This is a genomic window from Rhizobium sp. K33 (assembly GCF_056501445.1).
This window is the reverse complement of sequence record NZ_CP096478.1, coordinates 4302723-4326725: the sequence shown is the minus strand read 5'-3', so window position 1 is coordinate 4326725 and position 24003 is coordinate 4302723. Positions and strand designations below refer to the sequence as shown.

The following is a 24003-nucleotide window of genomic DNA, read 5'->3' as shown; positions in this document are numbered from 1 at the left end:
GCCGGATGGACCCAGTCGCACACGCGCTCCTGTCGGAGCGCTCCCTAAACCGATGGGGCGCTTTGCCAGAGGCAGGCTTGAGCTTTTCTCCCGCGGTCCCCATATAGGGTCTATCGACGACGTCCTTCGCAGGCGTCGCCTCCGCTCGCAATTCGTGACGAGCTTTTCTTCCCCTTCACTGCGACACATCGAGCTCCCGCATTCTGCCGGGGCGATTTCGAATTGGAGACCAGCATGGCAGACGACACCAGCAAGCCCGCGCCCGCAGCGCCCAAGGGTTATGAGCCCATTCCCTTCGCCAAGAAGCATCGCATTTCCGTCGAGGATGCGAAGGCGATCCTTGCCAAGCACGGCGACGACCGCAAGGCCGCCGACAAGGAAGGACGCCGCGTCAGCCTCTGATCGCGTGGCACCACCGGTGTTTCGACAAGCAAAAGCCCTTTCCCTGGCATGCAGGGAAAGGGCTTTTCTGTGTTGAGAAGTCGCCCCCGTCAGGCGGGAGCTAGGCCGGATCAGGCGCGCAAGCTACCGCCCGTGGACTTTTCGACATTGCCGACGATCTTCTTCGTCAGCGCGTCGAAATCTTCGTCCGTCAGCGTCTTGTCGGAGGGCTGGATCAGAACCTCGATCGCCACCGACTTCTTGCCTTCGCCGACCGATGCGCCTTCGAAGACATCGAAGACATTGACGCCCGAGATCAGTTTGCGATCGGCACTTGTCGCCGCCTTGATGATCGCGCCCGCTTCGACTGCCTTCTCGACCACGAAGGCGAAATCGCGCTTCACCACCTGGAAGGGCGAAAGCTCGAGTGCCGGCTTGGTGCGGGTCGCCTTCTTCTTCGGTTCCGGCAAGGCATCGACATATATTTCGAAGCCGCAGAGCGCACCGGAGACGTCGAGCGCTTCCAGCGTCTTCGGGTGGAATTCACCGAAGGTGCCGAGCACGACCTTGGGGCCGGCCTTGATCGTGCCGGAACGGCCCGGGTGGTACCATTCGGGGCCACCCTGCTCGATCTGGACATTGCTCATCGGAATGCCGCAGGCTTCCAACACCGCGAGCGCATCGGCTTTGGCGTCGAAGACGTCGACCGGCTTGCCGCCGCCCTTGGCCTGGTTCGACCACATGCGGCCGGCACCGGCGATCGATGCCGTGCCACGGCGGACGCCGCCGGCAACACGGCGCTGCGTGTCGGGCGTGTCGCCTTCATAGGTGCCGGAGACTTCGAAGATCGCCACGTCGCCATAACCACGGTCGGCATTGCGCTGGGCTGCGGTCAGGAGGCCCGGCAGCAGCGAGGGCCGCATGTCGGACATATCCGATGCAATCGGGTTGACGAGTTTCAGCTTCTCGCTGCCACCGCCGAAGAGCTTGGCATGCTCGGCCGAGATGAAGGACCAGGTGACCGCTTCCAGCATGCCGCGCGAAGCAAGCGCCCGGCGGGCGGAGCGCGTGCGGATCTGCAGCGTGGTCAGGATCTTGCCGTTGACCGAACCGGTGGGCGGCAGGGGCTCAGGCTTGATCTTGTCGACGCCGAACATGCGCATGACTTCTTCGACGAGGTCAGCCTTGCCGTCGACATCCGGACGCCAGGAGGGAACGGAGACCTTGGCAGACGTCTCGTCGCCCGAGAGGATCTCGAAACCGAGTGCCGTCAGGATCTCGCGGGACTCCGCGTTGGAAACGGTCAGACCCGTCAGGCGCTTGACTTCCGAATAGGGGAAATCGACGACCTTCTTCTGGTGACCCTTGTAGCCCTCGACCTTGGCTGCTGCTGCCGTGCCACCGCACATCTCGAGCACCAGCTCGGTTGTACGCTCCAGGCCCGGCACCATGTATTCCGGATCGACGCCACGCTCGAAACGATAGCGCGCATCGGTGATGATGCCATGGGCGCGGCCGGTCTTGGCGATGTTGATCGGATCCCAGAGTGCGGATTCGATCAGCACGTTGACGGTGTTTTCGTCACAGCCCGAATGCTCGCCGCCCATGATGCCGCCGATGGATTCCGGGCCGTTATCGTCAGCGATTACGACGTTGTTCGGGTTCAGCTTGTAGGTGCGGGTATCGAGCGCGAGGATCTCTTCGCCTTCCTTCGCGCGGCGAACCACCAGCGCGCCCTTGACCTTGTCGGCGTCGAAGACATGCATCGGACGGCCCTGGTCGAAGGTCATGTAGTTGGTGACGTCGACCAGCGCCGAGATCGGACGCAGGCCGATCGACAGCAGACGCTGCTGCATCCACTTCGGGCTCGGGCCGTTCTTCACGTCACGCACCAGGCGATAGGCGAAGCCGGGGCAGAGATGGTCTTCGAGCTCGAGCTTGACCTGATGCGGTGTCTCACCCTCGACCTTGAAGGCGGGCGCCTTCGGGGCCTTGAGCGTGCCGAGGCCGGAGGCTGCGAGATCGCGGGCGATGCCGAAGACCGACGTGCAGTCCGGACGGTTCGGCGTGAGGTTGATCTCGATGACCGGATCATCGAGGCCGGCGTAAGATGCGAAGGAGGTACCAACCGGCGCATCCTCGGGCAGGTCGATGATGCCGTTGTGATCCTCGGAAATGTTGAGCTCCTTTTCGGAGCACATCATGCCATGGCTTTCGACACCGCGGATCTTGCCGACTGACAGCGTCACATCGATGCCCGGTACATAGGTACCCGGGCGGGCCAGCGCGCCGATCATCCCGGCGCGGGCATTCGGCGCACCGCAGACGATCTGCACCGGCTTGCCGTCGCCGGCATCGACGGTGAGGACCTTCAGACGATCGGCTTCCGGATGCTTCTCGGCCGTCAGGATCTTGGCGATGACGAAGGGCTTGTAGGCCGCCTTGTCATCGACGTCCTCGACCTCGAGACCGATCGCGGTCAGCCGCTCGCAGATTTCCTCGAGCGAGGCGTCGGTTTCCAGGTGATCCTTCAGCCAGGAGAGTGTGAATTTCATTGGACTTTCTCGTCTTCCTCAATGCGCCAGCCGCGCAAATTCCAAATTCCGTCGCGATGTCTTCGATCGTCTGCGCGTCTATCAGGCCGCCTTGTCGGGCGCCTTGGCCCCTGGAGCCTTCCAGCCCGCCAGCATGCCCCGGATCGACAAATCTTCGTCGACATCGGGCCAATGCACACCTGCGAGCATGAGATGCACGTTGTTGCGCTGTGCCGGCGTTGCGTTCAGCAAGCGCGGATACCACCACAGGGGTGTCGACACCTGCCGCCCATCCGCCAGCCGAACATGCAGCGTATGCGGATCACACCAGGCCTCGGTCGGGCGCTCCGCCTCGGGATAGGAATCATGCGAAATAGTCATTCCATGCCTCCAGCATCTGCTGCCTGTGTTCGTCGACCACTTCCAATATACGTGCAAGGTCTCTCTGGCTAAAGCCCCCGGCTTCGGCGACCTTGAGGTCAGCGAGCCAGACCTTCGCTTCGCCGCCATTGCCATCGACATGAATATGAGGTGGCTCATACCGGTCGGCAGAGTAGAAATGGAAGCGGAACCCATACTTGCGAAGGACCGTCGGCATTCCCTCACCCCTTCCACAATATCCTTCAACCGAAGGGCCTAATCCTATTGTCTCGTTCCCATCTGCATTTTGCCCGAGCCGTCCAGCGGTTGCGCGCCTGAGGCCTGCCTTCCGAGGAGCATGCTGACCACCGTCACATCGAGATCGATGTCGGGCCAGTGGATGCTCGACGGCATGAATTCCACATTGTTCCGCTCCACCGGCAGCGCCTCCTGAAGGGGCGGGTACCACCAGATCGGAACGCTGACGATACGACCGTCCGTCAGTTCCACATGCAAGAGGTCGTCATCGCAAAGCAGATCGACCGGGCGCATGTTGTCGAGATGTTCAATCACGTCGCATTGCCTTCATTCACAGGGATGGGGCAGCCTCCAACCGCCCCCTCCATCTGGCCGTCACTGCGGCCAGTTAAGCCCAGATCAGCTGCTCAAGCCCCCGAACAGCGTCGGAACATCCAGAGGGCGGAAGCCGTAATGGCTCATCCAGCGAACATCGGCGTTGAAGAAGTCGCGCAGGTCCGGCATGCCGTATTTCAGCATGGCGATGCGGTCGAGGCCCATGCCCCAGGCGAAGCCCTGGTACTCGTCCGGATCGAGACCGCCGGCGCGCAGGACGTTCGGGTGCACCATGCCGCAGCCAAGGATCTCCATCCAGTCCTTGCCTTCGCCGAACTTGACGATCGGGCCCGAGGAACGGTCGCACTGGATGTCGACCTCGAAGCTCGGCTCGGTGAAGGGGAAGAAGGACGGGCGGAAGCGCATGGTGACGCTGTCGACCTCGAAGAAGGCCTTGCAGAATTCTTCCAGTATCCAGCGCATGTGGCCGACATTCGCCGTCTTATCGATGACGAGGCCCTCGACCTGGTGGAACATCGGCGAATGCGTCGCATCCGAGTCCTGGCGATAGGTCTTGCCCGGGATGACAATGCGGATCGGCGGCTTCTGGGCTTCCATGGTGCGCACCTGCACCGGCGAGGTATGCGTGCGCAGCACCTTGCGCTCACCATTCTCATCCGGCTGGAGGAAGAAGGTGTCGTGCATCTCGCGGGCCGGATGGCCCTCAGGGAAGTTGAGCGCCGTGAAGTTGTAGTAGTCGGTCTCGATATCCGGACCTTCGGCGATCGAGAAGCCCATGTCGGCGAAGATCGCGGTGATCTCGTCGACGATCTGGCTGATCGGGTGAATGCGGCCGCGCTCGGCCGGCGAGGACCGCACGGGCAGCGACACGTCCAGCGTCTCGGCCTTCAGGCGCGCATTGATCGCCGCATCCTTCAGAGCCGTCTTGCGGGTTCCGATTTCTTCGGTGATCTCGTTCTTCAGCGCGTTGATCGCGGCACCGCGCGTCTGGCGCTCTTCCGGCGTCATCGTGCCGAGCGTCTTCAAGAGTTCGGAGACCGAACCCTTTTTGCCGAGGGCTGCCACGCGCACGGCCTCGATCGCCTGCTCGTCGCCGGCTGCGGCGATCTCCGCCAGAAGCTGTGCCTTCAATGCGTCTAGTTCAACCATAATGTCCTGCCTTGGCGGTGTTCAGGTTTTCCGCCTCTGGGAGCGGAGCCTGCCTCAGAATTTCCGTAGCCATGATGAAGCGTCGCAGATCACTACCCATGTGCACGCGGCCGATCAACCGTATCAGCGGCAAAATTCGGCCTACGAGAGTGGTGAGCACCTGCAATTCATGCCGCGCCGCCACAGAGGCGTGTCGCGACCAGGCCGCGAGCGCCGCCGGACAGGTTTCGTGTGGCCGGATCGACGCTGAAGCGACGACGAGAAAATACAGGAAGACGTCTCGGGCTTGTGCCATCTCGAGCGGCATGACCGAAGCCGGATCTTCCTCGAAATCCATGAAGCCGACGTCGCCGTCTCGCAGGAAGAGGTCCCGCACATGCGGTCGGCCATGGCTCAAACCGGCGGCGTGGACACGCCCAAGGGCCTCGGCCGCCCGCACCAGCAGCGCCTCATGGGCGTCCGGATCCGTCTTGCGCAGGCCCCTCAGCCGCTGCGCCAGCGTTTCGCCCACATCCGTCATCACCATCGCCGTCTTTGACTGGTAGGCGATCAACGGCACCGGAAAACCCGCACCCGCGAAAGCGCGCATTCGGGCGATCTCGCGGGCCTGCATGGCCGCCGGGGAAAGCTGCGGCGACGGCCGCAGGTGCGGGACACGCAACAGGGCGGCCGCCAGCCCCTGCAGAGACACGAAGCGGGGCAGCACCTTGACGCCCTGTCGCTTGATCCAGAGCCGGCGGTTCGGCAGGTCGAGCCGCTGCACCCGGCCGTCGCTTTGAACCAGCGCCTTCAAGACATTCGCGATTTCATCTTGCGTGAGTTCGATCTCGCCATTCGGCGCCCCCGACCCATCCCCCAGATAAGCCATGCCCAAATCCCCACCGCCACAGCAGCTGCGGCAAACGAAAAACCCGCGCCGGATGTCCAGCGCGGGTTTCCCAATCAAAATCAACAGAAGCTTGGGAGCGCTGGTTTACTTGACCACGCTTTCAAACTCATTCGTCGTGCCGGCATCCTTGAGGTAGGCGAGTGCCTTCTTGGAAGCGTCTACGAGCTTCGCGAAAGCAGCCGGCTCATGGATGGCGAGGTCGGAGAGGACCTTGCGGTCGACTTCGATGCCAGCCTTGTTGAGGCCGTCGATGAAGCGGCCGTAGCTCAGGCCGAATTCGCGGACAGCAGCGTTGATACGCTGGATCCACAGAGCGCGGAAGTTGCGCTTGTTGTTCTTGCGGTCGCGGTAGGCAAACTGCTTGGAACGATCAACGGCAGCCTTTGCTGCGCGGATCGTGTTCTTGCGGCGGCCGTAGAAGCCCTTGGCCTGCTTGAATACCTTGTTGTGCTTGGCGCGGGAAGTTACGCCACGTTTTACGCGTGCCATGTCATGATCTCCTTAATTGTCCAACAGCGAGCGGGTCTCAGAGACCGTTCGGCAGGTAGTTCTTGATGACCTTCTTGCCGTCAGGTTCAGCCAGAACCATCGTGCCGCGGGCATCGCGAATGAACTTGTTGGAACGCTTGATCATGCCGTGACGCTTGCCAGCAGCAGCCGCGAGGACCTTGCCGGAAGCCGTGATCTTGAACCGCTTCTTGGCGGAGGATTTCGTCTTCATCTTGGGCATTTTGCTACTCCATTGTTCTTGTATCGAAACAGGCTGACGAATGCCCGTTTTCAAGCATAAAGAACGGCCACGGCATGCCCTGCCGGACCGTTCGGACGCGCGCTTATAACCGCAGACCTTAAAAAGCGCAACGGGTGAGCCCATGAATCTTATTGGGCGGCAGGTGCTGCCTCACGCCTGCCCCGGAAGATAGAGCGAGGCCCTCAATCCCCCGATGTCGGACCGGGCGAAGGTCATGCGCCCGCCATACGCAGTCAGGACGTCGGAGCTGATCGCAAGACCAAGACCCGTTCCCTCATCTTCGGCGAGATGCACGCCGCGCTGCGAGATCGCGACGAGGTCTTCTTCGTTGACACCTGGGCCATCATCCTCGACGTCCAGGCGGAGGAAAGCGCCCTCGCGCACGGCGCATATCGAGATGGTCTTCTCGGCATAGCGGGTGGCATTGTCCAAAACATTGCCCAAGGCCTCGGCGAGGTCGGCGGGGTCCATGTCGGCGGTCATCGCCTCATCGATTTCGACCTTCCACTTCACCCCTCTGGCGGCCGTCACCGGCGCTAGAACCGAGATCAGCTTGCCGGTCAGAGAGGCGAGACCGGTCTGTGCCATCTGTTCAACCCCCAGCCGCGCCGATTGCAGCTGGCGGTCGGCACGCTGGCGAATGAGGTCAACCTGCTGGCGGATCAGGGTCTGCTCGCGCTTCGGCAGATTGTCGGCAAGCTGCAACAGGACCGTGAGCGGGGTTTTCAGCCCGTGCGCCAGGTCGCTCGCCCGGGCGCGTGCGCGCTCGACCGCCGTCTCGCGCTCCTTCAGAAGGCCGTTCAATTCGCCGACCAGGGGCCGCAGCTCCGCTGGCCCGGCATCCGGCAACTGGTCCGTCCGACCCGAGCGAACCAGTGCCAGTTCATTTTGCAGACGCGACAAGGGCGCGAGGCCCACGCCCACCTGAAGAAAGGCGGCGGCGAGCAGAACGGCAGCCGTCAACACCAGCATGATCGTCATCGCGCCATGATATTCGGAGATCGCATTGTCCATGACATTGCGGTCGAAGGCGGCGAGCAAAGTGAGCGGATGATTGCCGTCAGGCGTTTCGACGACCAGGTCTCGCAGTTGGACTAGAAGCGGAGCCCCATCTGGCCCTTGCGCCTGGCGAAAACCGTAGGGACCCGCCTGCAGCGCATCCGTCGAAAGCTCCACGTCCCATAAGGAACGGGAGCGGAAGACAAGGCCATTCTCGCCGATCACCTGCCAGTAGAGGCCACTGCCGGGAAGCTCGAAGCGCGGGTCGCCCGGCTCAGCGGTCATCCGGGCTTGCGGTCCGTCGAATTCCACGCCGGCTGCGAGCTGATCTATGATCGCCGACATGTCCGCCTGATAGCGGTCAGCGACATAGTTGGAGAAAATGCGGCTCAGTCCCGAGGCAACCAGCAGAAGGATGAAGGCGATCGCCAGAACGGCTCCCACGAGGAGGCGCAGGCGCAGGGACTGGATCATGCCTCCTCGCCGGCCAAGGTGTAACCAAACCCGCGGCGGGTGGCGATGGCCGAGGGATGGGTCTTGCGCCGGATGCGGGCAATCATCGCCTCAACTGCATTCTTGCTCGCGTCGTCCTCCCTGCCCTGCACCTGTCGCGCGATTTCGATCGGGTCGAAAACCCGCTGCGGCTCGGCGATCAGCAATGCGAGCAACCGGAATTCGAGCGGGGTAAGCTCTATGGGACGTTCATCATAGGTAACCCGGCGGGATGCCTCGTCGAGGACGAAACCTCCGGCGGAGGCCTTCGTCTTGGCCCGCCCGCCGGCGCGCCGCAGAAGCGCCTTCAGGCGTGCGACCAGTTCCTCGCTGCGGAAGGGCTTGGGCAGGTAATCATCGGCACCGGCGTCGAACCCATCGACGCGCTCCATCCAGGACCCCCGGGCGGTCAGGACCATGATGGGTGTGTCGACCCCGGCGGCACGCCAGCGCTTCAGGATCGAAAGCCCGTCCATGCCCGGCAGACCGAGGTCGAGGATGATGGCACTGTAATCACCCGTTTCGCCTTCGGCCCAGACATCAGGCCCCGTGGCGCGATGATCGACGAGAAAGCCCTCGATCTCGAGCCTGGCACGGGTATGGTCGGCAATGGTCTGATCGTCCTCCGCGAGCAGAATGCGCATGTCTCACCATCCGAATATATTGAGCTTGCGCCCGGTTGCGGCTTCCAGCTTCATCGTCTTGACCCTCGAGCCGCTCTGAACCTTCAGGGTGTAATAGGGAGATCGCGCCTTGAGGTTCAGGTCGACGGAGATCACTCGTCCGCCCCCCAGATCATCGACGCGTTTGAGAATTTCGCGAAGCGGCAGAATGCGTCCCTGCTCGACCGCATCGCGCGCCTTCAGATGGTCGCTTTCCTTGCCGGAGCCGCGGCCGTTGCGCCGGTCACTATCGTCGTCGTCATCGTCATCATCGTCGTCACGATCGCGACCGCTGTCGTCGTCGTCATCATCGTCATCGTCGTCATCATCGCGGTCGCGGTCGGAACCGCCGCCGCCAGAGCCGCTGTTGTCGTCGCCACCGTCATCATCATCATCGCTATCGTTGTCGCCGCCATTCTTTGCCCAAGCGCTACCCGCCGGCAAAATGCCGGGGCTCAGCAGGCCCAGAAGTGCAATCAAGAAAAGGCGACGGTTCATCGTGGCTCGATCATTGTTGAAGAGAGAGTAGCGTGGCCGGCCTCCGCCGCCAACAGAAGAAAAGCTATCCCCGTCCGGTGGGGGCCGGACGGGGCGAAACGGATCGAAGTTACCCGCGGCGGCTCGGGCTTCGCCGTTCCGGTTCGATCAGGGTGCGGGGATCACGGTGACGCCCGTCAGCGTGCCACGCGGTGCCCGAAGCTTGATTTCCGTCTGGCCATGCTCTTCCTCGACCTCGAAGCGCAGGCGCTTGCCGTTCTGGTCGACCGGGATCATCGAGCCATTGAGCAGACCGGACAGCTGGTTGTCGCTGACGATCAGGCGGATCTCGTCGCGATCCCCGCCACGGCCACGACGATTGTCGTCATCATCATCATCATCATCGTCGTCGTCATCGCCACGACGGTCATCATCATCGTCATCATCGTCATCATCGTCGCTGTCGTCATCGTCTCCACCACGATCGCGATCACGGTCACGGTCACGGTCACGATCACGGCCAGAGCTGTCATCGTCGCTGTCGTCGCGATCGCTGTCACTGTCGCGACCACTGTCGTCACTCTCGCTGCCGCCGTCGTCGTCATCATCGCCGCCACGGGCCTGGGCCTCGCTGGCAATCAGCGCCGCAAGGGGCGTGGGAGCAATCGCGCCCAGGGTCGGAATGAAGGTGATTGCGATCAGTGCCGTGCTGGAAACGAGCAGGGCCCGGCGCATGAGCTTGGTCATCGGATGTCCTCCAGTAAGTCTCGAAGTGTTTCGATGGGAGGACTATGCACGAGGCTCACTGACAGACTGGTGGCTGAACTTGTCAGCAAACTGTCAGCCGCGTGACGGCTCTGTCGACGACAGGCTGACCCCGGAACGAAAAAAGCCGCCCGAGGGGCGGCTTCTTCGAACTCGTGCGGAAGGCGCATCACTTCGGTGCGAGCACCATCATCATCTGGCGGCCTTCGAGCTTCGGCTCGGCTTCGACCTTGGCGATGGCGAGCGTGTCTTCCTTGACCTGCAGCAGAAGCTTCATGCCGAGTTCCTGGTGGGCCATTTCGCGGCCACGGAACTTCAGAGTCACCTTGACCTTGTCACCCTCTTCAAAGAAGCGGTTCATCGCCTTCATCTTCACCTCATAGTCATGGGTGTCGATATTCGGGCGCATCTTGATTTCTTTGACTTCGACGATCTTCTGCTTCTTGCGCGCTTCGGCCGCCTTCTTCTGGTTGGCGTATTTCAGCTTGCCCAGGTCGAGGATCTTGCAGACCGGTGGCTCGGCATTCGGCGAAATCTCGACCAGATCCAGTCCGGCTTCTTCCGCCATACGCAGCGCCTGATCCGTCGGCACGACGCCGAGGTTCTGGCCTTCTTCGTTGATCAGCTGGACTTTCGGAATGCGGATTTCACGGTTGGAGCGCGGCCCTTCCTTGACGGGGGCATCGGCTTTGAACGGTCTGCGAATGGTCGTATTCTCCTCAAAAAATTTCGGGATGTCGCAGCGAAAACCCGCGCGCATCCGCGTCAAAGGCCTATGTGATATCTGCGACGACAGTGTCAATAGCATGCTTGCGAAAGAAAATCACCTGTTGTCGGTCACTTCCCGGATGTGTTTTACAGCCATTCGATAAAAGGAGCACCCCATGACCGACGCAGCCAACATTCTCCAACAGACCACACTCACTGTCGGCTCCGGTGATGCGGCACGCGAGATCGCCGTCATCACCCGCCTCGGTCCCGACACGGATAAGCCAGCCCTTATCTGGCTCGGCGGCTATCGCTCCGACATGGCCGGAACCAAGGCGATCGAGATGGATGCACTGGCCGGCGCCCACGGGCTGACGGCCATCCGCTTCGACTATTCCGGCCACGGCGTGTCCGGCGGCGATTTCCGACTGGGCACCATTTCGCGCTGGACCGAGGAGGCTCTGGCCGTCATCGCTGCGTCCGGCGTCAAGAAGGTGGTGCTGATCGGATCCTCGATGGGCGGCTGGATTGCGCTGCGCGTCATCCAGGAAGCCCGCCGCCTCGGCCTGTCCATTTCGGTCGAAGGCCTCGTGCTGATCGCACCCGCCCCTGACTTCACCGCCGAGCTGATCGAGCCGAGCCTGACGGATGCGGAGCGCCAGTCCCTGGCCGAGCGCGGTTACTTCGAGGAGCCGTCCGAATACAGTCCCGAACCCAATATCTTCACGCGCGCGCTGATGGAGGACGGGGAGAAGAACCGGGTGCTGACGGGGCTGATCGAAACCGGCTGCCCGGTTCATATCCTGCAAGGCATGAAAGATCCCGACGTGCCATATCAGCACGCCCTGAAGCTCATGGAATTCCTGCCGCTCGACGATGTGGTGCTGACCCTGATTCGCGACGGCGACCACCGCCTTTCCCGCCCCGAAGACATTTTGAAGATGAAAAACGCGATACTCTCAATGATCTGAGTATTTCGGTCTTTTTATATGTCCTCATTCTTTGGGAACCGATTCTCTTTTCGGGCGTTCGAAGTGTCGCATTTTAACCATAGTCGATGAATTGCGTGGGCGGCGACGCCCGCGCCGTTGACTTGCGTCCTCTGGCAATCTTAACTTTTTGTTAAGGATACAGGGGACGTGTTCATGACGAACGGCTCACGCGTCATCAAGGCGCTGATCATCGCAGCTGCGGTTTTCGCACCTGCCCATGCCGGTTTCTCGGCGCCGCAGTCGCTTCGCTCGATGATCACGGGAAGCGTGACGTCTCAGCCCATCGGCCATTACGAATTCTGCAAGGCGCTGCCGCAGGAATGCGCCGTGCGCGGCCGTCCCATGATGCCCGCAAAGGTTACCGATCACGGCTGGACCGTGATCCGCGACGTCAATGCCAGCGTCAACCACGCCATCGTCCCGATGACCGATGCGCAGATCTATGGCCGCGAGGAAGTCTGGGCCTATCCTGTCGATGTCGGTGACTGCGAAGACTTTGTGCTCCTGAAGCGCAAGAAGCTGATGGAAGCCGGCTTCTCGGCCGGCGACCTCCTGATGACCGTCGTGCGCAAGCCGGATGGCGAGGGTCATGCCGTGCTCACCGTTCGCACCCAGTCCGGCGATTTCGTGCTCGACAACCTCAATGACGAGGTCAAGCTCTGGAGCGAGACGCGCTATTCCTTCCTCAAGCGCCAGTCCTCGACCGATAGCGGCCGCTGGGTCACCATCGAGAACGGCACGGCCGACGTTCTGGTCGGCGCCCTGCAGTAAGCTCTGGCCGTCAGCGCCGCGTGAGCGCCAGCGTCGCACCCACCGCGAGAAGGGATGCGGCGACCAGCGCACCCAGTCCGGCGGATGGTCCGATTACCTCGCTCAGCCAGATGACCGAGACCGGCGCGATCGCAGAGGCGATGATCCGTGCCGACGCGAGCGTGCCCATGGTTTTTCCATATCCGGCCGCACCGAAATAATGCAGCGGCAGCACGCCCCGGACGATCGAGGTCAGCCCCTGCCCCGCCCCATAGAAGACGGCAAAGGCCAGCGCGAAACCGGCAAATGGCGCCAGAAGCGCGCCTGCGAGCATGGACAAGCCCAGCGCCATGGCTGCTGCGGCCAAGATCGCCGTCAGTGGCGGCGAGAAGAGATTGCGTCTCACATATTCGACAAGCCGCGCCGCCACCTGGCTCGGACCGATCAGGCTGCCCGCCAGCGTCGCCATGGCTGTCGCGTAACCGAGGTCGCGCATCAGAACGAGCAGCGTGGACCCCACGGCCGAAATGACGAAACCACCGGCGGCGAAGGCGGTTGCCATCAGGACCATCCGGCGCCTGCGCTCCCCGCCCAGGTCCACCCCAGCACTCTCAACTTCGGCGGTTGAAGCCGGCTTTTCAGTCAGTCTGGTGCGCGGCAAAGCGAGATGGATCGGCAGCGCGATCATCAGGTTCATCGCCGCCATCACCAAATAGATGTCCCGCCAGGTCATGAAGGTCAGCAGCCATTGCAGCAGCGGCCAGAAGACCGTCGAGGCAAAGCCCGCAATCAGAGTGACCAGCGTGATATGCGCACGCGCCTCGCGGCCATGGGCCTGGGCGAGTGCTGCAAAGCCCGCGTCATATTGGACGGCAAGCGAGATGAATTCGGCAGCCAGCGTGATCAGCGCGAACTGCCAAGCATTCTGCATCACCGCGAAAAGAGCGAGCGAAAGGGCCGCTGCCACGGAGCCGAGGCAGAGAACCAGCCGCGCACCATAACGGTCAACGAACCGCCCGAGCACGGGCGCGGCGACCGCACCGGCGAGAAGGCCGAAGGAGAAGACCCCGAAGACAAAGCTCTGCCCCCAGCCGAACTCGCGGGCGATTTCGGGCGCAAGGACGGAGAAGGAATAATAGAGCGTGCCGTAACCGATGGTCATGGTGACGCCCAGACCAATGGTCGCGGGAGAGGCTTTCATGCTGTGCCGTTAGTGCGATTCGATGATCGTCACATGACAGCGCGCGCCAATCCTGCGTCAAGCCCGAGATCTGGCCATCATCCCTGCCCGATCAGGACCCCGGCGGCGAGCACCAGCGAGCCGCCGAGGACCACCTGCATGGCGGCGCGCCAGAAGGGCGTTTCCATGTAGCGGTTCTGGATGAAGGCGATCGCCCAGAGCTCGAAGAAGACGATGATGATCGCCGTGATCGTCGCCGTCCAGAAATGCGGGATGAGATAGGGTAGCGCGTGGCCGAGGCCGCCGAGCGTCGTCATGATGCCGGAGGCGAGGCCGCGCTTGACGGGTGAACCCCGGCCCGAGAGCTTGCCGTCGTCGTGGGCGGCTTCGGTAAAGCCCATGGAGATCCCGGCACCGACCGAGGCCGACAGGCCGATCAGGAAGGTCGACCAGGTGTCACCGGTCGCAAAGGCGGCCGCAAAGATCGGCGCAAGCGTCGAGACCGAGCCGTCCATAAGCCCCGCGAGACCTGGCTGCACATAGGTCAGGATGAACTGCCGCTTCTTCGTCTCGTCTTCTGCCTCGCGTGCATCCTCCGGCAGATGCCGGTCGCCGAGCATGGTCGCGATCTCCTCATGGCCCTGTTCGGCCATGGCGAGGTCGCCGAGCAGCTTGCGGATCGCCGCATCCGAGGTCCGCTGGGCGGCCTCGTGATAGAAACGATAGGCGCCCTCTTCCATGCGCATCGCTTCGTCCCGGATCTGGTCCAGCGTCTGGTTCTTGCGCAGCCAGTCGGGTTTGCGTTCGTAGAAACCCCGCACATGTTCGCGGCGGATCAGCGGGATCCGTTCGCCGAACCGGTCCCGATGCATCTCGATCAGCATGTTGCGATGGGTATGCTCCACTTCCGCCATGTCCTCGAAGACCTTGGCCGATTGCGGATAATCCGCCCTGAGCTGATCGGCATAGGCCAGATAGATGCGGGCGTCATCTTCCTCGGAGGAAATGGCCAGCGCCAGGATCTCCTGTTCGGAGAGGCTGTCGAATGGGCGCTTGCCGCCCTGGAACGAGAAACTGAACATCAGGATTATCACCTAGATTAGAATAATTCTAAACTTAGGGCAGATTGCGGATTGTATCAAGATGCCGCATGGACCATTTGCCTTCAGGGGTGCATCAGGGGTTTGACAGGAAGATCGAGACGAGAGCCATGACGAGCGAACTTTCGGGCCGCGCCGCCCACCGCGCCGAGATCACCGCCCGCGCGGCCGCCGAAATGGCGGCCATGGGGGTCGATCCCGCCTTCATCGACCTCTTGGTGGAGACCTTTTACGGCCATATCCGGCGCCATCCGGATCTCGGCCCCGTCTTCGACGGGCGCCTTTCCGGCCGGTGGCCGGAACACATGGTCAAGATGAAGGCCTTCTGGGGCTCCGTCGCCTTCAAGACCGGCGCCTATGGCGGCAAACCGGTCATGGCCCATCAGGGCGTCGACGGCATGGCCGAACACCTCTTTCTGCAATGGCTGCAGCTCTTCTCCGACACGCTGGTCGAGATCGGCGCCTCGGAAGAGGCGCATCGCTGGTTCATGGCGAGTGCCGAACGGATCGCAAAGAGCCTCGTCCTCTCACTCTTCTATAATCCGGCTCTCGATGACCCGCGGCTGCGCAGCGCTCCCTGACGGTTCCTTTCGCGCAACTGCTTTTGCGCGAAAGAAAACGCAAATTTGGTCCGGTCATCAGACAATTTCCTGAGCTTTTGCCCTTGCGCTCCCTTCTGTGCCCGACTAGACCCGCCGCGGGAGCTGGAGGAGCGCATCATATTCAAAGGCAAGAGATCATGAACCGCCGTCAATTCTTCAAACAGGCCGGCGTTGCCGGCGTCGGGGCTGCCGCACTCGCCGCGCCCGCCATCGCCCAGGAAAATCCGAAGATCACCTGGCGCCTCGCTTCGTCCTTCCCCAAGAGCCTCGACATCATCTTCGGGGCTGCGACAGACATCGCTGAAAGCGTGTCGAAGGCGACGGACGGCCAGTTCGAGATCCAGGTCTTTGCCGCCGGCGAAATCGTGCCGCCGCTGCAGGTCGCCGATGCCGTTACCGCCGACACGATCGAGATGGGCCATACCTGCTGCTACTACTACATCGGCAAGGATCCGGCCTTTGCGCTCGGCACCGCCATTCCCTTCGGCCTCAATGCCCGCATGACCAATTCCTGGTTCACGGCCGGCGGCGGCAACGAACTGCTCAACGAGTTCCTGGCGAGCTACAAGCTCTATGCCCTGCCGGCCGGCAATACCGGTGCGCAGATGGGCGGCTGGTACCGCAAGGAAATCAAGACCATCGACGACCTCAAGGGTCTGAAGATGCGCATCGCGGGTCTCGCCGGCGAGATCATGTCGAAGGTCGGCGTGACCCCGCAGCAGATCGCCGGTTCGGACGTCTATCCGGCGCTGGAAAAGGGCACGATCGACGCCACGGAATTCGTCGGTCCCTATGACGACCTGAAGCTCGGCTTCTACAAGGTAGCGCCCTATTACTACTACCCGGCCTGGTGGGAAGGCGGCCCGACGGTCCATGCCTTCTTCAACCTCGACAAGTTCAACGCCCTGCCGGAAAACTACAAGCGCATCCTGACCGATGCCTGCGCGGCCGCAAACGCCCGCATGCTCGCCCGCTACGACGCGTCCAATGCCCAGGCACTGCGCGAACTCGTTGCCGGCGGTGCGCAGCTGCGTGCCTTCTCGTCCGACATCCTCGACACCTGCCACAAGGCCGCCAAGGAAACCTATGCGGATCTCGCGGCGAAGAACGAGTGGTTCAAGAAGCTCTTCGACAGCCAGCAGGCGTTCAAGCAGGATGCCTATCTCTGGGCTCAGATCGCCGAATACAGCTTCGACACCTATCAGATGATCCAGCAGCGCCAGGGCACGCTCTGAGCAAGGCAACATCGTTTGCAAACCACAAACCCGGCTCCCATGCCGGGTTTGTCCGCTTTTGCCTTACGGCGCTTCTGCCCTTCAAAAGGCTAAACAAGTCGATTAGTCTGCGGGTTCGAACAGAACAGGAGCCGCGATGGCTCCAACGGCTTGAAGCGGGAGACGTACACTGTCGGTCATCGTCAGGGTCTTGATCGGCAAGCTTTCCCTGTCGGGCGTCGTTCTCGCGATCGCCTTCTTCTGTGCTTCACTGACGCCCAGCCTCATGCCGCGCGACGCTCTGGTTCAGGGCGCGCTGTCCGGCGTTGCTGCGGCCGTCGGCTATTTCTTCGGCGTTCTCCTAAGCTTTCTCTGGCGGTTTTTCGAGTTGCCGGAGCCCAGCCTGCGCCGAGACAAGGCGCTTTTCTGGATAGCTGCGTTCGGCGTGCCCGCAATGGCCGTCGCGCTCTGGCGCTCTGCGGTCTGGCAGGAATCGGCACGCGCGCTCTGGCAGATGGCCCCTCTCGACGCATCGTATCTCGAAGCCGTGCTGGTGGCCGCCGCCCTATTCCTCGGCATGCTATGGATCGGCCGCCTGTTCATGATGCTGTTCAGGAGGCTGGCTGCGCGTATGGCCACCATCTTCCCGGCACGCTTTGCCACTGCGATCGGCTTCGTCATCGCCGCCTTCATCTTCTGGTCGATCGGCGAAAACGTCATCTTGCGCGGGGCACTCCGGCTCGCCGATTCCTCCTTCCAGCAACTGGACGACCTGATGGAGGACGAATTCGCCGCGCCGACCTCCTCGACAAAAGCCGGCGGCCCGGATTCGCGTCTCGCCTGGCATGGTCTGGGCCGTCAGGGTCGTCACTACATCGCCTCCGGCCCGACGCGAGAAGATATCGAGCGCTTCTGGGAGGAGCCGGCGCTCGAGCCGATCCGCGTCTATGCCGGGCTCAACAACGGAGAGGACATCGAGACGCGCGTGGCACTGGCGCTCGAGGAACTGATCCGGCAGGGCGGTTTCGAGCGTTCGACGCTGGTGATCAAGGCTCCCACCGGCACTGGCTGGATCGACCCTGCGGCGGCAGACACGCTCGACTTTCTGCTACGCGGCGATGTCGCAAGCGTCGCCCTGCAATACTCCTATCTGACCAGCTGGCTCTCGCTGCTGGTCGAGCCGGAATATGGCTCGGAGTCGGCAAAGGCGCTGTTTCGCGCCGTCTATCGTCACTGGAAGCAGTTGCCGGCCAATGAACGCCCTCGGCTGGTGCTCTATGGCCTGAGCCTTGGAGCCCTCAACTCACAAAGCTCAGTTGACCTTCTCGAAATCGTCGCCGATCCCTTCTTTGGCGCATTGTGGGTCGGACCGCCGTTCCAGAGCCGGATGTGGAGCGAGCTCACCGCGGCTCGGGAGGAGAACTCGCCCGCCTGGCTGCCCCGCTACGGCGACGGCTCGATCGTGCGCTTCACCAACCAGCAAGCCGACCTCAATTCATCCTATGCCGCATGGGGGCCACTGCGGATCGTCTATTTGCAATATGCCAGCGATCCCGTGGTCTTCTTCGAGCCACGTTCGGCCTACCGCGCACCCGCCTGGCTCTCGGACACGCGGGGTCCGGATGTGTCCCCCGAGCTTACCTGGTATCCCGTGCTCACCATGCTGCAACTGCTGTTCGACATGATGATCGCGACGACAAGCCCAGTCGGTTACGGCCATGTCTATGCGCCGCAGCATCATATCGATCCCTGGATCGCCGTGACCGGTATTAAAATCGATCCGGCGGACGTGGCGCGGCTGAAGCGCCATTTCACCGAAGTCGCGAAGACCTATTGAGGCGCCGTCAGCCCTCCAGCCCCTTCAAGACGTTTGCCACGTTCAGCCCGATTTCCGGGACGCCGTAGCCGCCCTCCATCAGGGTCAGCACCGGCACACCACTCGCCGCGATCATCTCGCCCATGCGGATATAGTCCGGGCTCTTCAACTTGAAGAAGCTGATCGGGTCCTTCTCGAAGGTGTCGACGCCGAGCGAGACGACGATGGCTTCGGCGCCGTAGGCCTTGATTTTCTTCAGGCTGTCCTCAAGGGCTGCCGACCAGATCTCGAAGGGCGTGCCAGACGGCATCGGGTAGTTGGCATTCAGGCCTTCACCCTCGCCCTCGCCGGTCTCGTCGGCATAGCCGAGGAAGAAGGGGAAGGCGTCTTCCGGCTCGCCATGCAGCGAGGCGAAGAAAATGTCGCCGCGGCGATAGGTGATGTCCTGGGTGCCGTTGCCGTGGTGGAAGTCGACGTCGAGGATCGCGACTTTCTTTGCGCCGTGGTCGATGAGGCGCTGGGCCGCGACGGCGGCGTTGTTGATGAAGCAATAGCCGCCGAAGAGATCGATGCCGGCATGATGGCCCGGCGGGCGGCAGAGCGAGAAGGCGAAGCGGTTGCCTTCGTTCAGCCAGTCGGCACCCGACAAAGCGACATCCATCGAGGCGATGGCCGCCTCGTAGGTGCCCTTGGAAATCGAGGTTTCCGCCGAATTGGTGTAGTAGCCCACGGCACCGTCGATGTTCTTCGGCACGCGACCCGTCTGGCTGCGACGGCAGGGGAAGGAGGTGGCGATCGCCTCGCCCTCGAAACCATGCGCTTGCCAGCGATCCCAGCAGGTGCGCAGGAATTCGAGGTATCCGGCGTCATGCACCTTGAGCGCCGTTTCCAACCCGTGTTCGGCCGGTGCGCGCACATCGGTAAAGCCAGCTTCCTTGACGCCAGCCAGCACCCATTCGGCACGGAACGGCCCCTCGAAGGGCTTCACCAGGAGGCCGCCATGCAGCTCGGTCTTGGCATCCCGCAGCTTGTGTTTTTCGGAATAGAATACGCGCATGTCTTGAGTTTCCCTCTGGTCGTTTTGACGGAAAACTTGCCTCGGCGACGCCTCAGCCACAAGAGCATCAGCCTCAATTTTCCTGGTCATTCGACCAAAATCGGATCGCGCAGCACAGGCGCTTGACGACTTGCATCAATGCGCCTATTTGGAAACGATCATTTCCTAATCAGGCAAATCCATGATGTCCGATGTCACCATTGCCAGTCGCAGCGCCGGCCGGCCCCGCGAATTCGAGATCGACACCGCCCTCGATGCGGCCATCACCGTCTTCACCGAGCGCGGCTATCACGGCACGTCGATTACCGATCTCAAGGCGGCCATGGGCCTGACGGCCGGCAGCATCTACAAGGCGTTCAAGGACAAGAAAGCGATCTTCCTCGCCGCCTTCGACCGCTACAAGCAGGTGCGGGCAGCGCTCCTTGCGGAAAAGCTCGAAGGCGCTTCGACCGGCCGCGAGCAGGTCCAGGCGATCCTGCATTTCTATGCCGAGGCCGCCTGCGGCGAGACCGGGCGACGGGGCTGCCTTGCCATCGGGGCCGCCGTCGAACTCGCCCTCTTCGATCCGGATGTGGCAGACCGCGTCGCGCGTTCGCAGGCCTTTACCCTTGCCCAGATCGAAGGCTTTCTCGTGAACGGCCAGAAAGACGGCTCCGTCTCCAGCGCGATTGACGCACCCAGCACGGCGCTTTCCATCTTTTCCTTCCTTCAGGGCATCCGCATCGCCGGAAAATCCGGCCAGGACCCCGGCCGCACGCGTGCCGCGGCCGATGCGCTCCTGACCCTGCTCGACTGACCTTTCAACCTCCCTCGACCCTCCCCCTCCTCCCCCGGAAACCGTGTCATGACCTCCACATCCTCCACTGCAGATCCCGTTCCAAGCGGCGGCGACGCAGCCCGCGCGCCCGGCCTGTCCGCCGGCCTCACCTTCATCATGGGCGCCGCCTGCGGCCTGATCGCCGCCAATCTCTATTATGCGCAGCCGCTCGCCGGCCCGATCGCGGAAGCCATCGGGCTGCCGCTGCATGCCAGCGGCCTGATCGTCACGCTGACCCAGATCGGTTACGGGCTCGGGCTGTTCTTCCTCGTGCCGCTCGGCGATCTCGTCGAAAACCGCAAGCTGATCCTGATCATGATGGGCGTGGTCACAGCAGCCTTGGTCGCCGCTGGGCTCGCCACGACACCGCTTCCCTTCCTTGCCGCATCTCTGTCGATCGGTCTCGGCGCCGTCGCCGTCCAGATGATCGTGCCCTTCGCCGCGGGGCTTGCCCCGGATCACGCGCGTGGCAAGGTGGTTGGCAATGTCATGAGCGGGCTGATGGTCGGCATCATGCTGGCGCGGCCGATCTCGAGCCTGGTGGCGCGTTTCGGATCCTGGCACACGATCTTCTTCCTCTCCGCCGCCGTCATGGTGGTGCTGGCTGCGGTCCTTGCCAGAAACCTGCCGCGGCGGGTCCCAAAGACGCATCTCGGCTATCTCGCGCTGATCGGATCGATGGGTCGCCTGCTCACCACGCAGAAGGTTCTGCAACGGCGCGCGGCCTATCAGGCCTTCCAGTTCTCCGCCTTCAGCCTGTTCTGGACGGTCACGCCGCTTTATCTCGCGAGCCCCGCCTTCGGCCTGACCCAAACAGGTATCGCCCTTTTTGCCCTGGCCGGTGTCGCGGGTGCCATCGCCTCGCCGATTGCCGGTCGCCTCGCGGACCGCGGCTTCTCAGGCCCCGCCACCGCCTTCGGTCTGTCGAGCGTATTGGCCGCCTTTCTCATGACCCTTGTCGTTCCGGAGGGATCCTGGATCGCGCTTACCCTTTTGACCCTCGCCGCCATTCTTCTCGATTTCGGCGTGACGACGACGCTGGTCACGGGCCAGCGCGCCATCTTCGGCCTCGGTGCCGAGCTGCGCAGCCGGTTGAACGGCCTGTTCATGGCGATCTTCTTCACCGGCGGCGCAATCGGTTCCGCGGTTGGTGCCTATAGCTATGCCCATGGCGGCTGGATGACGGCCGCGCTCGTGGGAGCCGCCCTACCCACCGCTGCGCTGCTTGTTTTCCTGACGGAGAAGCGCAAGCGCTAAACGCCTCAGGCAAAACTGTCTCATCAAAAGCAAAGGGGCGGTTCTCCGGGTCCACAGACCCGAAAAACCGCCCCGCCCCTCGGCCCCCGCCGATCCGATGTTACTCGGTCAGGTTGATCTGCTCCGTCTCGCCGCCGGTGCAGGTGTAGCAGCAGTTTTCGCAGTTTTCCGCGTTGTCCGGACCGGTGCCCCAGTAGCTCTGCTTGTCGCCGGAAATCCAGGCGCCGTAGCAGATGGTCTCGCCTTCCTCGCAGGACAGCGGGATCTGCTTGGTTTCGCCGTCATCCAGATAGAAGACCTGGTTGTTGCCCGGCCAGACATAATCGCGGTCCTGGCTGTAGAGTTCGACCTCGACGGCGTTCGGATGGTCGTTGCGCATCACGAAGGTCACGTCCGCTGCCAAGGCCGGCGCAGCAACGGTCACAGTCAGTGCCACACCCATCCATTTCAAAGTTGCTCTTGCAACCATACTGTTCCCCTTGCTCCCCTAAAGCCATGAAACTGCGGGACCATAAGCAGATGCTCATGCGGCTGAGAAGAGCCAGGCGTGGACGTTTTTTGGGTTAACTCTCTATCGCTTGCCAGCGATGCGAGCAGGCAACAGTTTTCCAGAAGATCACCGTGTCGCAATAGCGCCCGTCGGGGAAAAGCGCGTAGTTCGGGATGATGCCCGAACGCTGCCAGCCGAGCTTTTCGTAAAGACCTTCCGCCAGCTCGCCGGCCGCCGTATCGAGCACCAGCAGCGTGCGGCCGGCCCGGGCCGCGCCCTGTTCTGCTGCTGCCATCAGCGCCTTCGACAGACCAAGGCCACGGGCGTCGCGATGCACGAGCAGCTTCATCAGATCGCCGCGATGTGGCTGATTGGGCTTCAGCGCGAAGCCGACCTGCACCGTGCCCACGAGCCGTTCGCCGAGAAAGGCGCCGTAAAGCAGAACCTCACCCCGTCCGACCGCCTCGGCCACGCCGCGCCAGAAGGCCTCACCATCCTCAGGCGCAAAGGGCGACATGAAACCCAGCGAGGCGCCACCCTCGATGCAATCGGCCAGTGTCTCGCAGAGGTCGGGCAAGGCAGCGAGCGCATCGTCTTTCGAGAGCAGGCGGATTTCGGTCGTGGTCGTGGCAGTCATGTGGGCGGTCCTGTGGGGTCAGAGGGTCGTGGGGCCGAGGGAAATGACGACGGCATAGCGGGCGGGTCGGTCGGTCGGATTGCGGTAGCCATGCACGTCACCGACATTCATGAAGAGGCAATCGCCGGCCTCGAGCCGGTGCACGGCATCACCAACGGTCAGCTCGATCGCGCCATCGAAGACCCAGACATGCTGGGTCTGGCTGCGCCCCGTGGGGCGGCCGGGAAAGCGCACTTCGGCACCGGCCGGAAATTCGACCTCGACGATATCGGTTCCGCTCCCCGTGCCCGGTGGCGAGACCGCACGGCGCACATATCCGCTTTCCGGATCGCGCCAGGTCGGCTGGTCGGCGCGTCGCGCCAACGGTGATGGCTCTGCCTCGGCGCTTGCGAAGAAGACCGAGAGCGAGACGCCGAGCGCCGAGCAGAGCCGCGCCAGGAGCGCCGCGGTCGGGCTTGCCTCGGATCGTTCGATGCGCGAGATCATTGCCCGGCTGACGCCGGAGAGATCCGCCAGCTGATCGAGCGTCAGGCCGCGCTCGAGGCGCAGGCGCTTCAGCCGTTCGGCCACATGTTTCTCGAAGTGATCGGTCGATTCCATTATCTGAGAATTTCATGCGCGGATATTGGAGTCAAGCCGTGAAGCTTACCTCTTTCACTCTGCCGCAGGCTCGGCGTAAAAGGATCCATCGGTCTCCGCCGACAAAACCGCAGGACATGACCCCATGCAGCACACTCCCGAGATCGGCCCGGCCATCAAGCGCGAGCGCAAGGCACGCAAGCTGACGCTCGAACAGCTCGGCACGCTGTCGGGCGTTTCGAAATCGATGCTGAGCCAGATCGAGCGCGGCGAGGCCAACCCGACCTTTGCCGTGCTCTGGAGCCTGACCCAGGCCATGGAGATCGAGTTGTCCGATCTCATCGGCAACGGCACGTCGGTTGCCGGGCGCGAGGAGATCGAGGTGACCTCGGTCATGCACACGCCAGTCATCCGCAGCGCCGACGGCTCCTGCCGGCTGAAGATCCTGAGTTCGCCGCGGCTCGCGGGCCAGACGGAATGGTATGACCTCGAAATGGATCCCGGCGGCGCGCTCGTCAGCCAGCCCCATTCGATCGGCGCCTTCGAACATTTCACCGCCTTTACCGACGGTTTCGAGATTTCCAGCGGCGGCAGCAAGACGGTCATCAGGGCCGGCGAAACCGCCCGTTACCGGGCCGATGTTCCGCATGCGATCCGCAATGCCGGGGCCGCACTCGGCAAGGGCCTGCTGGTCGTGCTACACAGATAGGCGAAAAGGCAATTCCAAAATATCGATTGCCGCAGGGCAAAA

General features: G+C 62.6%; 28 protein-coding genes. 9 read left to right on the top strand and 19 right to left on the bottom strand.

All coding sequences use genetic code 11. The annotated features are described in order from the left end of the window. Positions 1-234 precede the first annotated feature (234 nt). The gene (locus tag M1E12_RS20845) at positions 235-402 is read left to right on the top strand and encodes a hypothetical protein (protein ID WP_479563147.1); all 168 of its coding nucleotides are present in this window, start codon (positions 235-237) and stop codon (positions 400-402) included. 110 nt (positions 403-512) lie between these two features. On the opposite strand, the gene pheT is transcribed toward M1E12_RS20845, so the two are convergent. From pheT to infC, 13 genes are all read right to left on the bottom strand, one after another. Next, on the bottom strand, positions 513-2936 hold the full coding sequence (gene pheT / locus M1E12_RS20840; protein WP_479563146.1) for a phenylalanine--tRNA ligase subunit beta: 2424 nt from the start codon (positions 2934-2936) through the stop codon (positions 513-515). An 81-nt stretch (positions 2937-3017) separates the two neighbouring features. Continuing rightward, on the bottom strand, positions 3018-3296 hold the full coding sequence (locus tag M1E12_RS20835; protein WP_479563145.1) for a DUF2442 domain-containing protein: 279 nt from the start codon (positions 3294-3296) through the stop codon (positions 3018-3020). Further along, positions 3280-3513: a DUF4160 domain-containing protein gene (locus M1E12_RS20830; RefSeq protein ID WP_479563144.1), complete on the bottom strand. Its 234-nt coding sequence runs from the start codon at positions 3511-3513 to the stop codon at positions 3280-3282. Before M1E12_RS20830 ends, M1E12_RS20835 begins: the two co-directional genes overlap by 17 nt. A gap of 44 nt (positions 3514-3557) precedes the next feature. Continuing rightward, a complete protein-coding gene (locus M1E12_RS20825) occupies positions 3558-3848 on the bottom strand; it encodes a DUF2442 domain-containing protein (RefSeq protein ID WP_479563143.1) in 291 nt (96 codons plus the stop codon). Between the two features lie 84 nt (positions 3849-3932). Beyond that, entirely contained in the window at positions 3933-5018 is a 1086-nt protein-coding gene (gene pheS, locus M1E12_RS20820) for a phenylalanine--tRNA ligase subunit alpha (protein ID WP_113460240.1), read from the bottom strand. Further along, positions 5011-5886: a serine/threonine protein phosphatase gene (locus M1E12_RS20815; RefSeq protein ID WP_479563142.1), complete on the bottom strand. Its 876-nt coding sequence runs from the start codon at positions 5884-5886 to the stop codon at positions 5011-5013. The genes pheS and M1E12_RS20815 overlap by 8 nt, the downstream gene beginning before the upstream one ends. Positions 5887-5991: 105 nt before the next feature. Next, positions 5992-6396: a 50S ribosomal protein L20 gene (gene rplT / locus M1E12_RS20810; protein WP_113460242.1), complete on the bottom strand. Its 405-nt coding sequence runs from the start codon at positions 6394-6396 to the stop codon at positions 5992-5994. A gap of 37 nt (positions 6397-6433) precedes the next feature. Beyond that, positions 6434-6637 carry a 50S ribosomal protein L35 gene (gene rpmI, locus M1E12_RS20805; RefSeq protein WP_102020677.1) on the bottom strand — a complete coding sequence of 68 codons (204 nt, stop codon included), beginning with the start codon at positions 6635-6637 and terminating at the stop codon, positions 6434-6436. Between the two features lie 171 nt (positions 6638-6808). Then, a complete protein-coding gene (locus tag M1E12_RS20800; protein ID WP_479563141.1) occupies positions 6809-8131 on the bottom strand; it encodes a sensor histidine kinase in 1323 nt (440 codons plus the stop codon). Next, complete coding sequence (locus M1E12_RS20795) at positions 8128-8793, bottom strand: response regulator transcription factor (RefSeq protein WP_479563140.1); 666 nt, start codon at positions 8791-8793, stop codon at positions 8128-8130. Before M1E12_RS20795 ends, M1E12_RS20800 begins: the two co-directional genes overlap by 4 nt. A gap of 3 nt (positions 8794-8796) precedes the next feature. Then, positions 8797-9309, bottom strand: coding sequence for a hypothetical protein (locus M1E12_RS20790; protein ID WP_162760046.1), 513 nt, complete (start codon positions 9307-9309; stop codon positions 8797-8799). A 147-nt stretch (positions 9310-9456) separates the two neighbouring features. Continuing rightward, the gene (locus M1E12_RS20785; RefSeq protein WP_479563139.1) at positions 9457-10035 is read right to left on the bottom strand and encodes a hypothetical protein; all 579 of its coding nucleotides are present in this window, start codon (positions 10033-10035) and stop codon (positions 9457-9459) included. Between the two features lie 187 nt (positions 10036-10222). After that, entirely contained in the window at positions 10223-10759 is a 537-nt protein-coding gene (gene infC / locus M1E12_RS20780) for a translation initiation factor IF-3 (protein WP_183954642.1), read from the bottom strand. Positions 10760-10937: 178 nt separating this feature from the next. Here infC and M1E12_RS20775 point away from each other — a divergent pair, with 178 nt between their 5' ends. Both M1E12_RS20775 and M1E12_RS20770 read left to right on the top strand, forming a co-directional pair. After that, complete coding sequence (locus M1E12_RS20775) at positions 10938-11732, top strand: alpha/beta hydrolase (protein WP_479563138.1); 795 nt, start codon at positions 10938-10940, stop codon at positions 11730-11732. A 174-nt stretch (positions 11733-11906) separates the two neighbouring features. Beyond that, on the top strand, positions 11907-12524 hold the full coding sequence (locus M1E12_RS20770; RefSeq protein ID WP_479563137.1) for a transglutaminase-like cysteine peptidase: 618 nt from the start codon (positions 11907-11909) through the stop codon (positions 12522-12524). 10 nt (positions 12525-12534) lie between these two features. Here the strand turns inward: M1E12_RS20770 and M1E12_RS20765 are convergent, their stop codons facing one another. Together M1E12_RS20765 and mbfA are read right to left on the bottom strand one after the other, a co-directional pair. Next, a complete protein-coding gene (locus M1E12_RS20765) occupies positions 12535-13704 on the bottom strand; it encodes an MFS transporter (RefSeq protein WP_479563136.1) in 1170 nt (389 codons plus the stop codon). A gap of 77 nt (positions 13705-13781) precedes the next feature. After that, positions 13782-14765, bottom strand: a complete 984-nt coding sequence (gene mbfA / locus M1E12_RS20760) for an iron exporter MbfA (RefSeq protein WP_113460252.1) — start codon at positions 14763-14765, stop codon at positions 13782-13784. A gap of 128 nt (positions 14766-14893) precedes the next feature. Between mbfA and M1E12_RS20755 the strand changes: the two genes are divergently transcribed. The 3 genes from M1E12_RS20755 (at position 14894) to M1E12_RS20745 (ending at position 18436) form a co-directional block, all read left to right on the top strand. Continuing rightward, positions 14894-15364, top strand: a complete 471-nt coding sequence (locus M1E12_RS20755) for a group III truncated hemoglobin (protein WP_479563135.1) — start codon at positions 14894-14896, stop codon at positions 15362-15364. Between the two features lie 158 nt (positions 15365-15522). Next, positions 15523-16620, top strand: a complete 1098-nt coding sequence (locus M1E12_RS20750; RefSeq protein WP_113460254.1) for a TRAP transporter substrate-binding protein — start codon at positions 15523-15525, stop codon at positions 16618-16620. A 190-nt stretch (positions 16621-16810) separates the two neighbouring features. Continuing rightward, positions 16811-18436, top strand: coding sequence for an alpha/beta hydrolase (locus M1E12_RS20745; RefSeq protein ID WP_479563134.1), 1626 nt, complete (start codon positions 16811-16813; stop codon positions 18434-18436). Between the two features lie 7 nt (positions 18437-18443). On the opposite strand, the gene M1E12_RS20740 is transcribed toward M1E12_RS20745, so the two are convergent. Then, on the bottom strand, positions 18444-19472 hold the full coding sequence (locus M1E12_RS20740) for a histone deacetylase family protein (protein WP_113460256.1): 1029 nt from the start codon (positions 19470-19472) through the stop codon (positions 18444-18446). A 181-nt stretch (positions 19473-19653) separates the two neighbouring features. Between M1E12_RS20740 and M1E12_RS20735 the strand changes: the two genes are divergently transcribed. Both M1E12_RS20735 and M1E12_RS20730 read left to right on the top strand, forming a co-directional pair. After that, entirely contained in the window at positions 19654-20268 is a 615-nt protein-coding gene (locus tag M1E12_RS20735; protein WP_479563133.1) for a TetR/AcrR family transcriptional regulator, read from the top strand. 48 nt (positions 20269-20316) lie between these two features. Then, the gene (locus M1E12_RS20730; protein ID WP_479563132.1) at positions 20317-21546 is read left to right on the top strand and encodes an MFS transporter; all 1230 of its coding nucleotides are present in this window, start codon (positions 20317-20319) and stop codon (positions 21544-21546) included. Positions 21547-21646: 100 nt separating this feature from the next. On the opposite strand, the gene M1E12_RS20725 is transcribed toward M1E12_RS20730, so the two are convergent. The 3 genes from M1E12_RS20725 to M1E12_RS20715 all read right to left on the bottom strand — a co-directional run bounded on the left by M1E12_RS20725 (position 21647) and on the right by M1E12_RS20715 (position 23276). After that, on the bottom strand, positions 21647-21988 hold the full coding sequence (locus M1E12_RS20725) for a hypothetical protein (RefSeq protein ID WP_479564935.1): 342 nt from the start codon (positions 21986-21988) through the stop codon (positions 21647-21649). Between the two features lie 121 nt (positions 21989-22109). Continuing rightward, positions 22110-22673, bottom strand: a complete 564-nt coding sequence (locus M1E12_RS20720) for an N-acetyltransferase family protein (RefSeq protein ID WP_479563131.1) — start codon at positions 22671-22673, stop codon at positions 22110-22112. A gap of 18 nt (positions 22674-22691) precedes the next feature. Further along, positions 22692-23276, bottom strand: a complete 585-nt coding sequence (locus M1E12_RS20715; RefSeq protein ID WP_479564934.1) for a helix-turn-helix domain-containing protein — start codon at positions 23274-23276, stop codon at positions 22692-22694. 121 nt (positions 23277-23397) lie between these two features. Between M1E12_RS20715 and M1E12_RS20710 the strand changes: the two genes are divergently transcribed. After that, positions 23398-23961: an XRE family transcriptional regulator gene (locus M1E12_RS20710; RefSeq protein ID WP_113460261.1), complete on the top strand. Its 564-nt coding sequence runs from the start codon at positions 23398-23400 to the stop codon at positions 23959-23961. Positions 23962-24003: the final 42 nt, after the last annotated feature.